General features: G+C 66.5%; 12 protein-coding genes. 5 read left to right on the top strand and 7 right to left on the bottom strand.

Going from position 1 to position 15,033, the window contains the following annotated elements; translation table 11 throughout:
- The first annotated feature begins 113 nt into the window (after positions 1-113).
- Positions 114-665: a methyltransferase domain-containing protein gene (locus AC1KAT_RS18835; protein WP_480328509.1), complete on the top strand. Its 552-nt coding sequence runs from the start codon at positions 114-116 to the stop codon at positions 663-665.
- 93 nt (positions 666-758) lie between these two features.
- Positions 759-1,472: a class I SAM-dependent methyltransferase gene (locus tag AC1KAT_RS18830; RefSeq protein WP_480328508.1), complete on the top strand. Its 714-nt coding sequence runs from the start codon at positions 759-761 to the stop codon at positions 1,470-1,472.
- Between the two features lie 103 nt (positions 1,473-1,575).
- Here AC1KAT_RS18830 and AC1KAT_RS18825 read toward each other — a convergent pair whose 3' ends face one another.
- The 7 genes from AC1KAT_RS18825 to AC1KAT_RS18795 form a co-directional block, all read right to left on the bottom strand.
- Positions 1,576-2,577: a tripartite tricarboxylate transporter substrate binding protein gene (locus AC1KAT_RS18825; RefSeq protein WP_480328507.1), complete on the bottom strand. Its 1,002-nt coding sequence runs from the start codon at positions 2,575-2,577 to the stop codon at positions 1,576-1,578.
- Between the two features lie 131 nt (positions 2,578-2,708).
- Positions 2,709-4,382: a long-chain fatty acid--CoA ligase gene (locus AC1KAT_RS18820; RefSeq protein ID WP_480328506.1), complete on the bottom strand. Its 1,674-nt coding sequence runs from the start codon at positions 4,380-4,382 to the stop codon at positions 2,709-2,711.
- A gap of 238 nt (positions 4,383-4,620) precedes the next feature.
- The gene (locus tag AC1KAT_RS18815; protein WP_480328505.1) at positions 4,621-5,871 is read right to left on the bottom strand and encodes an acyl-CoA dehydrogenase family protein; all 1,251 of its coding nucleotides are present in this window, start codon (positions 5,869-5,871) and stop codon (positions 4,621-4,623) included.
- 136 nt (positions 5,872-6,007) lie between these two features.
- Positions 6,008-7,087, bottom strand: coding sequence for a phosphotransferase (locus AC1KAT_RS18810; protein WP_480328504.1), 1,080 nt, complete (start codon positions 7,085-7,087; stop codon positions 6,008-6,010).
- Between the two features lie 113 nt (positions 7,088-7,200).
- The gene (locus tag AC1KAT_RS18805) at positions 7,201-7,977 is read right to left on the bottom strand and encodes an SDR family oxidoreductase (RefSeq protein WP_480328503.1); all 777 of its coding nucleotides are present in this window, start codon (positions 7,975-7,977) and stop codon (positions 7,201-7,203) included.
- A 223-nt stretch (positions 7,978-8,200) separates the two neighbouring features.
- Positions 8,201-9,379: an acetyl-CoA C-acyltransferase gene (locus AC1KAT_RS18800; protein ID WP_480328502.1), complete on the bottom strand. Its 1,179-nt coding sequence runs from the start codon at positions 9,377-9,379 to the stop codon at positions 8,201-8,203.
- 36 nt (positions 9,380-9,415) lie between these two features.
- Positions 9,416-11,506, bottom strand: coding sequence for a 3-hydroxyacyl-CoA dehydrogenase NAD-binding domain-containing protein (locus AC1KAT_RS18795; protein WP_480328501.1), 2,091 nt, complete (start codon positions 11,504-11,506; stop codon positions 9,416-9,418).
- Between the two features lie 382 nt (positions 11,507-11,888).
- Between AC1KAT_RS18795 and AC1KAT_RS18790 the strand changes: the two genes are divergently transcribed.
- The 3 genes from AC1KAT_RS18790 to AC1KAT_RS18780 are packed head-to-tail and all read left to right on the top strand — an operon-like array spanning position 11,889 to position 15,002.
- Positions 11,889-13,688 (top strand): acyl-CoA dehydrogenase, encoded by a 1,800-nt coding sequence (locus AC1KAT_RS18790; RefSeq protein ID WP_480328500.1) that lies wholly within the window; start codon positions 11,889-11,891, stop codon positions 13,686-13,688.
- Between the two features lie 26 nt (positions 13,689-13,714).
- Positions 13,715-14,221, top strand: coding sequence for a PaaI family thioesterase (locus tag AC1KAT_RS18785; protein WP_480328499.1), 507 nt, complete (start codon positions 13,715-13,717; stop codon positions 14,219-14,221).
- 49 nt (positions 14,222-14,270) lie between these two features.
- On the top strand, positions 14,271-15,002 hold the full coding sequence (locus AC1KAT_RS18780) for a 2-phosphosulfolactate phosphatase (protein WP_480328498.1): 732 nt from the start codon (positions 14,271-14,273) through the stop codon (positions 15,000-15,002).
- Positions 15,003-15,033 lie beyond the last annotated feature (31 nt).

The following is a 15,033-nucleotide window of genomic DNA, read 5'->3' as shown; positions in this document are numbered from 1 at the left end:
AAATTCCTGTGCACAACTCTGGTGGATGGCGCTTTGACAACCATGTGGCTGCTGGGTTTGAACCCCACGCTCGCGTCAATATTCCCGCTTACGACCCCGTGGTCCAGTTATCAGTGCAAATCGCCCAAACGCGGTTTGCACTGACCACCCCCATCGTCGAAATCGGCTGCGCCACCGGCTTCACCCTGCGCGCGCTCGAACAGGCTGGTTTCACCGATCTCACCGGCATCGACAACTCGCAGAGCATGCTCGACCGCTGCGTCGTGCAGCATTCGCGGCTGATCTGCTCGGACGTCTTTCCGGTCGAACTCGGGCCGTTCAAGCTGGCGTTGCTGAACTGGACGCTGCACTTCGTGAAACCCGAGGCGCGGGCCGCTTATCTGGCCGATGTGTGCAAGGCCTTGGAGCCCGACGGCTTGCTGGTGCTGACCGAGAAGACGCGCCAGTCGGCGTTCGTCGAGAGCCTGTACCACGACTGGAAGGCCTCGCAGGGCATGAGCACCGAAGACATCGCCGCCAAGAAGGCGAGCCTGGTCGGGGTGCTGGAGCCGCTGCCTCACCGCTGGTACGTCGATACGCTCGAGGGCCTGGGCTTCACGACCGAGGTCATCTCGGCGCGGCTGGGTTTCGTCACCTACCTGGCATACCGGCCGGGCACGCTCTGACGCGCCGGCGCCGCGCGCTCACCGATACTCCCGCGACCTGCCTTCCTCTTCGCGCCCGACCGCGGCGCGAGACTTTCACGCTCTGGATCGACCATGGACTTGTTCACCGAAGACTCCCCGTTCTTTCAACTCGACAACCGCCGGTTGCGCCCGCTCAACCCGACGACGGTGCACCTGCTGAACCACAAGCACAACACCTTGCTGCCGGAAGACGTGGTTCGCGGGGCGACCGTGCTCGACCTGGGCAGCTGCCTCGGGGCGACGGGCCATTGGGTGACGCACTTCGGGGCCACGCGCTACGTGGGCGTCGAGCACCAGGCGGAATACGTGAAGACCTCGCGTGAGTTGCTGGCCGGGGTGGCGCCGGCCGAGATCGTGCAGGCGACGGCCGAAGAGTTCTTCTCGCGCTCGGACGAGCAGTTCGACGTGGTGTGCCTGTTGGGCGTGGCCCACGGGGTGTTCGACTCGCTGGGACTGATTCGCTCGGCGGCACGCCGGGCCAAGCGCTTCTTCTGCTTCGACGACCTGGGATGGGAAAGCCAGCACCCGCTGATTTCGGTGAGCCCGATGACGCAGATGCCGGTCGCGGGCAAGGCAGCGGGCACCTATGGCTTCGGCTGGTATTTCACGCCGCCGGCCATCGAGTTCATCATGAACTTTCTTGGCTTCCGCTCGGTGGCACCGCCGGTGTTCACGTCCGAGAACCGCTGGATCTCGCGCTACGTGCGCGTAGGCGAAGAGGGCATGGAAGCCTCGTACTCCACGGTGGTCAAGGACTGGCAGTCAAGCTCCGACCGCCTGCAGTGAGTGGCGACCGGGCGCGTTCACGCGCGCCCGGGCACCCAGCAAAAGGGCCGCAGATGCGGCCCTTTGTATTTCACGCCCCGGCAAGCACCTGCCGGGCGCCCCGTCACTTCGCCGCGAGGCCCAGCCGCTCGATCAGCGCCTTGTCTTTGCTGAAGATGGTGACGGCCCATTGCTTGTACTCGTCGCCGGTGCGGTACCACATGTCCTGGTTCAGCTGGGCAAGCACTTCGGCGTGCTTGGGGTCGTCCATGGCCTTCTTGAAGGCGTCGTGCAGGGTCTTCACGACGGCCGGGTCCATGCCCTTGGGGCCGACCAGGCCGTAGGGCGACGACGACACCACGCCGTAGCCCAGCTCTTTGGCGGTGGGGATGTTCGGCCAGCGCTTGGTGCGGTTTTCACCGAAGGTGACGAGCAGGCGCATCTGGCCGCCGTCGACGAACTTGTCCCAGCCGGTGGCGTCGCTGCCGGCCATCACGTGGCCGCCCAGCAGGGCCTGCATCAGGTCGGCGTTGCCCTTGAAGGGGATGTGGTTCAGTTCGACCTTGGCGGCGTCGGCCACTTCTTCCATCAGCAGGTGCGGCGAGGTGCCGATGCCGGTGGAGCCGTAGTCGATCTTGCCGGGCTGCTTGCGGGCGGCTTCGATGTAGTCCTTGAAGCCCTTGTACGGCGAGTCGCTCTTGACGACGAAGCCGAAGGTGTAGCCCGACACGCCCATGATGAAGGTGAAGTCGTTGATCGGGTGCCACTGCGTCTTCTGCATGTGCGGGTAGCGCAGCATGCCCATCGGGTACTGGGCGATGGTGTAGCCGTCGGGCTTGGCGGTGAGCGCCATGTTGCCGGGGCCGAGGGTGCCGCCGGCACCGGGCTTGTTCTCGACGTTGATCTGCTGGCCGAGGTGCTTGCTGGCGAGTTCGGCCAGGGCGCGGTGGTGGCGGTCGGTGGAGCCGCCGGCCGGCCACGGCACGATCAGCGTGATGGGGCGGCTGGGAAAGGCCTGGGCGACGGCGCTGCCAATGGGGGCGAGCGCGGCGGCGCCGACTGCGGCGGTGGCGATGAGCACCGAGCGGCGGTTCATGCGGACGCGCCGGGAGTGGGGGGTGGTCATGGTGTTGCTCCTACAGGTGCAGTGGGTGAGGGTCTGGGGGAAGAGCGGCGAAAGTCTGCGCCGCAATGGTTGCGCTGTTGTCCCGGGCTAACCCGCAGCGTCGTGGATCGGCACGGAGCCCCTCGTGAGGACTACCGCGCCTGGGCCTTGGCTTCTCGGTCTTGCAGTTCGCGCCACATCACCTTGCCGCTACCCGACTTGGGCAGTGACTCGACGATCTCGACCAGGCGCGGGCTCTTGTATGCGGCCATGTGGTCGTGCGACCAGGCCATGATTTCTTCGGGCGTGACCTTGCCGCGCTGCTCGTCGCGCAGCACCACGAAGGCCTTGACGGTTTCGCCGCGCTTGGCGTCTTGCACGCCGATCACGCAGGCTTCGAGGATGGCCGGGTGCCGGTACATCAGCGACTCGACCTCGGCCGGCCAGACCTTGTAGCCGCTCGCGTTGATCATGCGCTTCAAGCGATCGACCATGAAGAAGTAGCCGTCTTCATCGACCTGCGCGAGGTCGCCGGTGCGCAGGAAGCGCTTGCCGTCGAGGGTGACGAAGGCTTCGGCGGTGGCCTCGGGCTGGTTCCAGTAGCCCTGCATCACCTGCGGCGCGTGAACGACGATCTCGCCGATCTCGCCGACACCCAGCTCGCGCATCGTGGCGGGATCGACCACGCGTGCATCGACGTCGTAGACCGGGATGCCCAGGCACTGCGGCTTGGGCCGGTGCGGCGGGTTGATGTGCGTGGCGGCCATGGTCTCGCTCATGCCGTAGCCCTCGACGTAGTGCAGGCCGAGCAGTTCTTTCATCTGCGCGGCCACCGCCGCCGGCATGGCCGCGCCGCCGCCGCGGATGACCTGCAGGCTGCTCAGGTCGTAGTCGCCGATGCGCGGGTTCGACAAGAAGTCGACAACCATCGTCGAGATGGCCGCCCACGAGCTCACGCCATAGCGCTGGATGCATTGCGCGGCGGCCTCGCGGTCCCAGCGCGGCAGCAGCACAGTGGTCGCGCCGGTGTAGAGCGGTGCGTTCATGCTGCCCGCCATGCCGGTGACGTGAAAGAAAGGCAGCACGCCCAGGTACACGGTGTCTTGCGTGCGGCTGAACCACTGCGCCGCGCCGACCAGGGTGCTCATCACGCTGCGGTGCGTGTGCATGCAGCCCTTGGGGTGGCCGGTGGTGCCCGAGGTGTAGGGCATCACGCACAGGTCGTCGGGGCCGGCGGTCAGCGGGCCGGGCATCAGGCGCGCGGCGAGCATGTCTTCCCAGGCGACGAGGCCGGGCCCATCGAGCGGCTGGCGCGGCGCCGACACGAAGGGCGGCAGCGGCAGGTCGGTGGGGCGCTTGAGGTAGTCGCTGTAGGCCGCGACGACCAGGTGCTTCAGGCCCTCTTCACCACCCACCAGCGGCTGCATCTGCGGCAGCAGGTCTTGCGGCACGAAAGCCGTCGTGGCGCCAGCGTCTTTCACGTAGTGGCGCAGCTCCTCGGTCATGTTCATCGGGTTGACCGGCACGACCACCGCGTTGGCGCGCAGGATGCCGTAGTACGCCAGCACCCATTGCGGGCTGTTCTGCATGTACAGCAGCACGCGGTCGCCCGCCTTCACGCCGCATTCGCGCTGCAGGTAGCCGGCGATCCACTCGGCCTCTTGCTTGAACTCGGCGAAGCTGATTGGCGTGTCGTAGAAGACGATGAAGGGCTTGTTCGGGTAGCGCTGGGCCGAGACCTCGGCGTTGTAGAACACATTGGTCTCGGGCAGGCTCAGGTGCCGGGGCATGCCGGGTGGCCAGTGCGGGGCGTGTCGGTCGGACATGTGTGAAGCTCGGTCAGGCCCGGGGTGGGCTTGCAGGATGCGCCTGGGGCGCGTTCGGCGCAAGTGAGGGCACGGCGTTCGGCCGCGGCCCGAGCCCGCAAGACTGCGGTGCCTGCGCGGGCCTGTCCGCCGCCTCGGCGACACGGCACTCGAACACCCGTGCGAGTTCGGGCCCCAGATGGCAAAACGCCGCAGGCAAAGCTGCGGCGTTTTGCGGGGGCGAAGGAACCGGGGCCGATCAGCGGGTCAGGTGCTTGGCCAGTTCGTCCTTGGCGATCGCGTTGCGGTGGACTTCGTCCGGGCCGTCAGCGAAGCGCAGCGTGCGCGAGCTGGCGTAGGCCTTGGCGAGACCGAAGTCGTCGCTCACGGCGGCGCCGCCGTGCACCTGCATCGCCCAGTCGATGACCTGGCAGGCCATGTTCGGGGCCACGACCTTGATCATCGCGATCTCTTGCTTGGCGAACTTGTTGCCGACCTTGTCCATCTTGTAGGCAGCGTGCAGCACCAGAAAACGCGCCTGGTCGATCAGCATGCGGGCGTTGGCGATGCGCTCACGCGTCACGCCCTGGTCGGCCACCTTGCGGCCGAAGGCCACGCGGCTCAGCGCGCGCTTGCACATGTCTTCGAGGGCGCGCTCGGCGCGGCCGATCAAACGCATGCAGTGGTGGATGCGGCCCGGGCCGAGGCGGCCTTGGGCGATCTCGAAGCCACGGCCTTCGCCCAGCAGGATGTTGCTGGCCGGCACGCGCACGTTCTCGAAGCGCATCTCGGCGTGGCCGTGCGGCGCGTCGTCGTAGCCGAACACCGGCAGGTGGCGCAGCACCTTGACGCCCGGGGTGTCCATCGGCACCAGGATCATGGACTGCTGCTGGTGGCGGTTTTGATGGTTCGGGTCCGACTTGCCCATGAAGATCAGGACCTTGCAGCGCGGGTCGTTCGCGCCCGAGGTCCACCACTTCTTGCCGTTGATGACGTAGTGGTCACCATCGCGCTGGATGCTGGCTTCGATGTTGGTCGCATCCGACGAGGCAACGTCAGGTTCGGTCATCGCGAAGGCCGAGCGGATCTTGCCTTCGAGCAGCGGTTCGAGCCACAGCTTGTGGTGTTCCTCCGTGCCGTAGCGCACGATGGTTTCCATGTTGCCGGTGTCGGGCGCCGAGCAGTTGAAGGGCTCGGCACCGAGGTGCGAGCGGCCCATGATTTCGCACAAGGGCGCGTATTCGAGGTTGGTCAGGCCGGCGCCGTACTTCTCGACGCGCTTGCTGTGGCCACCGGCGCTCGGCGGCAGGAAGAGGTTCCACAAGCCGGCGGCCTTGGCCTTGTCTTTCAGTTCCTCGACGACCTTCGTCGCCTGCCAGGGGTTGCCCTGTGCGCGGAAAGCGTCCATCTCGTGCTCGAAGACTTCTTCGGCCGGGTAGACGTACTCATCCATGAACGCGGTGACGCGCTTTTGCAGGTCCTTGACCTTGTCGGTGTATTCGAAATCCATGGGGATCCTCGCTTTGTTTGTCTCTTGAGACGCGCGATTCTCGCGGTGCGTCCGGGGTTTGTCCGTCGCGTAGGGGTCAGCGCCTCAAAGCACGCCTCGACCCCGCGCTGCGTGGTTGACCTGCCTCAACCCCTGTTCAGAACTTGATCGTCTCGGCCAGCGCCCAGGCCTGCTCGGCCAGCGGCCGTGCGCGCTTGCCGGCGGCCACCGCTTCGGCGCTCGAAGCATTGCCCTGTTGGGCGCGCTTGGCAATGCCCTGCAAGATGCCCACGAGGCGGAACATGTTGAACACCATGTAGTAGTTCCATTCGGCCGGCGACGGGGTCTCGTCGAGGCTGCGTCCGGTGCGCTTCATGTAGAGCTTGACGTAGTCGCTCTCGCTCGGGATGCCCATCGACGCAATGTCGAGGCCGCCCAGGCCGCGCGACTGGTCGGCCGGCATGCGCCAGGTCATGCAGTGGTAGGCGAAGTCCACCAGCGGGTGGCCCAGCGTCGAAAGCTCCCAGTCGAGCACGGCGACGATGCGCGCCTCGGTCGGGTGGAACATCACGTTGTCGAGCCGGTAGTCGCCATGCACGATGCGCGCTTCGTCACCGGCCGGGATGTGTTGCGGCAGCCAGTCGATCAGGTTGTCGGCGGCGGGGATCGGGTCGATCTCGGCGGCCTTGTACTGCTTGGTCCAGCGGCCGACCTGGCGCTCGATGTAGTTGCCGGGCTTGCCGTAGTCGCCCAGGCCGATGGCGACCGGATCGACGCTGTGCAGCGCGGCGATCACGCGGTTCATCTCGTCGAAGATGGCGGCGCGTTCGCTGTTGCTGGCGCCGGGCACCTGCGGGTCCCACATCACGCGGCCTTCCACGCAGTCCATGATGTAGAACATGGTGCCAACCACGTCGAGGTCTTCGCACAGGGCGTAGGCCTTGGCGACCGGCACGTCGGTCTTGGCCAGTGCGCTGATGACCTTGAACTCGCGGTCCACCGCGTGGGCCGAGGGCAGCAGGTTGCCGGGCGGCTTGCGGCGCATCACGTAGCGCTTGCCCTTGCTGTCGGTCAGCATGAAGGTCGGGTTCGATTGCCCGCCCTTGAACTGCTCGACCGTCAGGTCGCCTGAAAAACCTTCGACATGCTGGCGCATGTAGTCGGTCAGGCGGCCCACGTCGAAAGCGTGCTGTGGCGCGACGGGGCGCGTGCCGACGAATTTGTCTGTGTCGCTCATGGTCTTCTGGTGCTCAACGGTGTGTGGGAGTCCTGCCCCTGCATGCATGGGCTGCCAGCTGCTCCGTTCGGAGCGGCGGGCAGGCCAGGTTCGGGGAATGGCTCGTGTGAGTCTTAGATGATGCTCGAACCGCCATCGACGGCCAAGGCCTGGCCGGTGATGTGGCGCGAGGCCTCGCTGGCAAAGAACACCACCGCGCCCTTGAGGTCTTCGTCACCGCCCAGGCGGCGCAGCGGGGTGCGCGCGATCACGCCGTCGCCGATCTTGTCGAGCAGGCCGTCGGTCATCTTGGTCGGGAAGAACCCCGGGCAGATCGCGTTGACGTTGATGCCGTGCTGGCCCCATTCAGAGGCCAGCGTGCGCGTCAGGTTGATCGCCGCGCCCTTGGACGTGTGGTACGCCACCATCGTCACGCCGGGGCCCGAGCCCTTCAGGCCGGCGATGGACGCGAGGTTGATGATCTTGCCGCTCTTGCGCGGGATCATGCTGCGCTTGGCCACTTCGCGCGACAGGAAGAAGGGCGCGTTCACGTTCAGGTTCATCACCTTGTTCCAGGCCTCGTCGGGGTAGTCCTCGGCGGGCGTGGCCCAGTTGGCGCCGGCGTTGTTCAAGAGGATGTCGATCTGGCCATAGGTCTCGAGCACCTTGGTCACGAGGCCGGGGATCTGGTCGAACTTCTGCAGGTCGTTGGGCACGGCCAGCACGTCTTTGATGCCCAGGCCTTCGAGGTGCGCCTTGGCCTCGGCCAGCTCGTCGGCCTTGCGGGCGGTGATGACGACCTTGCAGCCCATCTCGCCCAGGGCTTCGGCCATTTGCAGGCCCAGGCCCCGCGAGCCGCCGGTGATCAGCGCGACCTTGCCGTCGAGCTGGAAGAGGTTCTTGACGCTCATTTGAGGTTCTTTCGTAGACAGGTTCTTCAACGAAGCCGTGGTTCAGGGCCCGGTTTTCTTACCGCCAAGACGCCAAGAACGCAAAGGACGCCAAGGGATGAATCCCTTCTTTGCGTTCTTGGCGTCTTGGCGGTGAAAAGGCCTTCGATGCACTTCGGTCCCGCCAGAAGCGAGAAAGGGTGCGTGCGACCCAAGCCGCACGCACCCTTCATTCAACGGTAGATCAGACGACTTCGAACAGGCCGGCAGCACCCTGGCCGCCGCCGATGCACATCGTCACGACGACGAACTTGGCGCCGCGGCGCTTGCCTTCGATCAGCGCGTGGCCGGTCAAGCGCGAGCCGGTGACACCGTAGGGGTGGCCCACGGCGATGGCGCCGCCGTTGACGTTCAGGCGGTCATCGGGGATGCCCAGCTTGTCGCGGCAGTACAGCACCTGCACGGCGAAGGCTTCGTTCAGCTCCCACAGGCCGATGTCGTCAATCTTCAGGCCAGCTTGCTTCAGCAGCTTCGGAATGGCGAACACGGGGCCGATGCCCATTTCGTCGGGCTCGCAGCCCGCGACCGCGAAGCCGCGGAAGATGCCCATCGGCTTGATGCCGCGCTGCTCGGCCAGCTTGCCGTTCATCAGCACGCAGGCCGACGAGCCGTCGCTGAACTGGCTGGCATTGCCGGCGGTGATGACACCCCCCGGCATGGCCGAGCGGATCTTCGCCACGCCTTCGAGCGTGGTGTCGGCGCGGATGCCTTCGTCGGCCGAGATCGTGACTTCCTTGGTCGTCAGGCGGCCGGTGGCCTTGTCGACGACGCCCATGGTGGTCGTCATCGGCGCGATTTCGTCGGTGAACTTGCCGGCGAGCAGGCCCGCGTGGGCGCGCTGCTGGCTGCGCACGCCGTACTCGTCTTGCGCTTCCTTGCTGATCTTGTAGCGGCTGGCCACTTGCTCGGCGGTCTGCAGCATCGACCAGTAGATCTCGGGCTTGCGCTCGAGCATCGCGGGGTCGGCACGCATGTGGCGGTTGGTCTCGTTCTGCACGCACGAGATCGATTCAACGCCGCCGCCGATGGCGACTTGCACGCCGTCCACGATGATGCTGTGGGCGGCCATCGCGATGGCTTGCAGGCCCGACGAGCAGAAGCGGTTGATGGTCACGCCGGCGGCGGTGACGGGCAGGCCGGCGCGCAGCGCGGCCACGCGGGCGATGTTGCCGCCGGTGGTGCCTTCGGACAGCGAGCCGCCGAGGAACACGTCTTCCACTTCGGCCGGGTCGATGCCGGCGCGCTTGACGGCGTGCTCGATCGAGTGGGCGGCCAGCGTGGCACCGTAGGTCATGTTGAAGGCACCCTTCCAGCTCTTGGCGAGGCCGGTGCGGGCGGTCGAGACGATGACTGCGTCGGTCATGATGATTCCTTTAAGTCTTGTCGAGGCTGCAACGGCTTAGCTGAAGCTCTTGCCTTCTTCGGCCAGCTTCACCAGCAGCGGGGCCGGCGTCCAGAAGGCGGTGTCCGAGCCGGGTTCGGCCGCGAAACGCTTGAGGGCGCGAACCACATTGGGCAGGCCCACTTGGTCGGCGTAGAGCATCGGGCCGCCGCGGTGTGCGGGGAAGCCGTAGCCGTTCAGGTAGACGATGTCGATGTCCGACGCGCGCTGGGCGATGCCTTCTTCGAGGATGCGCGCACCCTCGTTGACCATCGCGAAGATGCAGCGCTCGACGATTTCCTCGTCCGTCACCTTGCGGGCGGTGATGCCGCGTTCCTTGCGGAAGTCCTCGATCATCTTGTCCACGACCGGGTCGGCGATGGGGTCGCGCTTGCCCGGCTCGTACTTGTAGAAGCCCGCGCCGGTCTTCTGGCCCAGGCGGCCGGCTTCGGCCAGGCGGTCGGCCACGATGGGCACGTAGGCCTCGGGGTTGGCTTCCTTGCGGCGCTTGCGGCCGGCGTAGCCGATGTCCAGACCGGCCAGGTCACCCATGCGGTAGATGCCCATGGCGAGGCCGAACTTTTCGAGCGCCTTGTCGATCTGCTGCGGCGAAGCCCCGGCGTTCAGCGCTTCGTTGGCGGCCATGCCGTAGCGGGCCACGATGCGGTTGCCGATGAAGCCGTCGCACACGCCGGCAACGACCGCGACCTTCTTGATCTTCTTGGCCAGTTGCACCGAGGTGGCCAGCACGTCCGGGGCGGTCTTGGCGCCGCGCACGATTTCCAGCAGGCGCATCACGTTGGCCGGGCTGAAGAAGTGCAGGCCGATGACGTCTTGCGGGCGCTTGGTGAAGGCGGCAATGGCGTTCAGGTCGAGCGCCGAGGTGTTCGAGGCCAGGATCGCGCCCGGCTTGCACACTTCGTCGAGCGTCTTGAAGACCTGTTCCTTGACTTCCATGCTCTCGAACACGGCCTCGATGACGAGGTCGGCGTCCTTGAAGCCGTCATAGGCCAGGGTCGGGGTCACGAGGGCCATGCGCTCGTCGAGCTGGGCTTGCGTCAGCTTGCCCTTGGCCATCGAGTTTTCGTAGTTCTTGCGGATGGTGCCGAGGCCGCGGTCCAGCGCCTCTTGCTTCATTTCGAGCAGCGTCACGGGGATGCCGACGTTGATGAAGTTCATCGTGATGCCCACACCCATGGTGCCGGCACCGATGACGCCGACCTTCTTGATGTCGCGGGTCTTGGTGTCTTCGGGGATGTCGGTGATCTTCGAGGCGGCACGCTCGGCCTGGAAGATGTGGCGCAGCGCGCGCGACTCCGGCGTCTGCATCAGGCCCAGGAACAGCTCGCGCTCGACCTTCAGGCCTTCGTCCATCGGCTTCAGCGACGCGGCGACCGCTTCGACGCACTTCAGCGGCGCGGGGAAGTGCTTCGACATGCCGCCCACCATGTTGCGGGCGAACTGCAGGTAGGCCTCGGCGTTGGGCTGCTTGACCTTCAGGTCGCGCACGCGCTTGAGCGGCAGGTTTTCCTTGACGACCTTGTCGGCGAAGGCCAGCGCGGCTTCGAGCACGTTGCCGTCGGTGACCGCGTCGAGCAGCGGGGTGCCTTCGAGCTTCTTGGCCGGCATCGGGTTGCCCGAGACGATCATGTTCAGGGCGGCGTCGAGGCCGATCAGGCGCGGCAGGCGCTGCGTGCCGCCGGCGCCCGGCAGGATGCCCAGCTTGACCTCAGGCAGGCCCAGCGACGCGTCGGCCTTGGCCACGCGGAAGTGGCAACCCAGCGCCAGTTCGAGACCACCGCCCAGCGCCACGCCGGCGATCGCGGCGACCACGGGCTTGGACGACTGCTCCACCGCCTTGATCACGCTGTTCAGGTTGGGCTCGAAGCCCGCCTTCGGCGTGCCGAACTCGCGCACATCGGCGCCACCCGAGAAAGCCCGGTCGGTGCCGGTGATCACGACCGCCTTGACGGCGTTGTCGGCCAGGGCCTGGTCGAGCGAGTCCACGATGCCCTTGCGCAGCGCGTAGCCGAGGCCGTTGACCGGCGGGTTGTTGAGCGTGATGACGGCCACGGACCCGTGGACCGCGTACTGGGTGGCGTTACTCATGAGCTGAGGTTCCCTATGAAGCGATGAGGAAGCGGCCGGGGCCGCATCGGCGAAAGGGCTGATTGTCAGCCACCGCCAGCCTTCATTTATCGTTCCGCAGTGCAGAACAATGTTTTGAATTGGCGGGTATCGTAATCCCAGTGCAAGGGCTTGTAAACACGGCCCCTCCCGCAGGCGCGGACCGCCTGCAGGCCCTGTCGCCTACGTGATAGGAGGCCGGCCACCGAGTCGCGAAGGTCACACTGCTGACGCCCCGGGCAATTTCCAATTCCCGCGCCGATGTTTTGCGGTGCAGAATATCGCCCATCCGCTCCCGGCCGGTCCGGCCGGAGTGTCTTTGTCTCTGACTTCCTCGACAGCCCGCAGCCCAGGAATCGCTTCCATGACCTCTTCGATCATCAACCGCCGCGACCTCGACTTCCACGTCTTCGAGGTGCTGAACGCCGAAGCGCTGACGACCCGCGCGCGTTACGCCGACCACAGCCGCGAGACCTTCTCGGCCGCGCTCGATGCCGCCCAGGCCATCGCCGAAGAGAAGTTCGCGCCGCACAACCGCGAGTCGGACGAAAACGAGCCGACCTTCGACGGCCAGAAGGTGCAGATGATCCCGGCGGTCGGCGAGGCCCTGAAGGCCTACTGCGAAGCCGGCTGGATGGCCCCGACCAAAGACTACGACCTCGGCGGCATGCAGCTGCCCGTGCTGCTGGCCCAGGCCGCGTCGTCGATCTTCAAGAGCGCCAATGGCCCGACGCTGTCGTACGTGGGTCTGACGCACGGCAACGCCAACGTCATCCAGCACTTCGGCACCGAACGCCAGAAGAAGAAGTACCTCGAAGCGCTGCTCAGCGGCCGCTTCTTCGGCACGATGGCGCTGACCGAGCCGCAAGCCGGCTCCAGCCTGTCCGACCTGACGACCAGCGCCACGCCCAACGGCGACGGCACCTACTCGATCAAGGGCAACAAGATCTTCATCTCGGGCGGCGACCACGAGCTGACCGAGAACATCGTCCACCTCGTGCTGGCCCGCCTGCCCGGCGCCCCGGCCGGCGTGAAGGGCATCTCGCTCTTCACGGTGCCGAAGTACCACGTCAACGACGACGGCTCGCTGGGCGCGCGCAACGACGTGGCGCTGGCCGGGCTGATCCACAAGATGGGCTGGCGCGGCACCACGTCGACGATGCTGTCCTTCGGCGAGAAGGGTCAGTGCATTGGTGAACTGGTCGGCGAAGAGCACAACGGCCTGGCCTGCATGTTCATGATGATGAACGAGGCGCGCATCGGCGTCGGCATGGGCGCGGTGATGTACGGCTACCGCGGCTACCTCGCGTCGCTGCAGTACGCGAAAGAGCGCCCGCAAGGCCGCAAGCCCGGCAGCAAGAACCCGCTCGACCCGCAGGTGCTGCTGATCGAGCACGCCGACATCCGCCGCATGCTGGTCGCGCAGAAGGCGTATGTCGAAGGCGCGTACGCGCTGGGCATGTACTCGGCGCTGCTGGTCGATGACCAGCGCACCGGCGAGTCGGCCACCACGCGCGAAGAAGCCGGCCTGCTGCTCGACCTGCTGACGCCCATCGTCAAGAGCTGGCCCTCGCAGTACTGCCTCGAAGCCAACAGCCTGGCGATCCAGATCCATGGCGGCTATGGCTACACGCGCGAGTACCCGGTCGAGCAGCTGTACCGCGACAACCGCCTGAACATGATCCACGAGGGCACACACGGCATCCAGGCGCTCGACCTGCTGGGCCGCAAGGTGGTGATGAAGAAGGGTGCGGCGCTCGCGCTGCTGACGCGCGAGATCGACAAGACCATCGCCGACGCCAGCGCCTCCGACACCCTGCGCCCGCACGCCGACGCGCTGCGCACCGCCTGGGCCGACGTGCAGAAGACCGTCGCGCAGATCGGCCCGATGCTGGCCGAAGACACCGACCGCGCGCTGGCCAATGCGAGCGTCTTCCTCGAAGCCTTCGGCCACACCGTCATCGCGTGGACCTGGCTGCGCCAGGCGCTGGTCGCGCAACGCGCGCTGCCGAACGCGGTCGGCGACGACGTCGATTTCTACAAGGGCAAGCTGCACACCTGCCAGTGGTTCTTCCGCTGGGAGCTGCCCAAGACCCGTGCTCAACACGAACTGCTGCGCAGCATGGACGACACCACCATGACCATGCCGGCCAGCTACTTCTGAGCGACTGACGCGCGAGACTGAGTTTCATGAGTCAGGACCCGTCCACCTCGCACGAGGCCCTCACCCCTGAGGAAGAGGCCGAAGTCGCCGCCGCCCAAGCCCCTGAGGGCTTCAAACACATGCGGCGCGGCGGCCCCTACTTCACCCACCTGGGGCCGCTGTTCTTCCGTCGTGACGAGAAGAACCTGGTGGTCATCGGGCTGCGGGTGTCCAAGAAGCACACCAACATGCTGGGCATCACCCATGGCGGCATGTTGGTCACCTTCGCGGACGGGGCCATGGGCATCAACCTGTCCATCTCGCGCAACCCGCCGCAGTCCATGGTGTCGGTGCACTTGTCGAGCGACTTCCTCGACTCGGCCCGCCCCGGCGACTGGCTCGAAGCCCACACCGACATCCGCAAGCACGGCTCGCGCATCTCGTTTGCCGACTGCGAGCTGCGTGTGGGCGAGAAAGTGATGCTGCGCTGTACCGGCGTGTTTGCCACGGTGGGCCGGCCCGGCCAGCCCTTGCCCAAAGACAACGACGGCTGAACGGCCTCGCTCACAAGCACCCGACGCGGGTGCTTTTTTGATGCGCCCCATGCAAAAGATCCACGTCCTCACCCGCAAAGAAGAGCTGGCCGGCGAGCGCCTCGACGGCAAGGTGCTGGTCGTGCTGGACGTGCTGTTCGCCACCACGACCATGGTCGCGGTGCTGAACGCGGGCTTGAAAGACGTGATCCCGATGCCCGATGGCGAGGCGGCCCTGGCCGAGGCCAAGCGACACGCACCCGGCAGTTGCCTGCTGGCCGGCGAGTTCATGGCCGAGACGCTGCCCGGCTTTCTGCACGCCACGCCGCACTCGCTGATGGCCGAAGACATCGCCGGTCGGTCGTTGATCTACGCCACCACCAACGGCACGCCGGCCTTGCTGAAAGCACGCGGCGGTGAGGCGGTGTTCGCGGCCGCGCTGGTGAACGGCCGCGCCGTGGTCGATCACGTCACGCGCGAACACCCCGACCGCACAGTGTTGCTGGTGTGCGCCGGTTCGGCCGGGCGCTTCAACCTCGAAGACTTCTTCGGCGCGGGCTACCTGGTGAGCCTGTTCAAGCAGTCACCCGGCGAACGCACGTACACCGATGCGGCGATGGCCGCCGGGCTGCTCTACGCGCAAGGCCGCTGCCCCGCTGGCGCCGAGCACCACCTGTGGCGCGCCCGCGTGGGCCGGCGCATGCTGAGCAAGGGGCTGGAGGCCGAGCTGGCCTATGCGGCGCAAGAAAGCGTCATCGACGCCGTGCCGCAACTCGTCGGGGACCGCCTCGTTCTGATCTGACCAGCGGCTTCGGCCCGAGCCTGCCGCCCGG

It is taken from the genome of Piscinibacter sp. PDB5-1 (genome assembly GCF_056676035.1).
The sequence above is the reverse complement of the archived record's forward strand: the minus strand, read 5'-3'. Positions and strand labels throughout refer to the sequence as shown.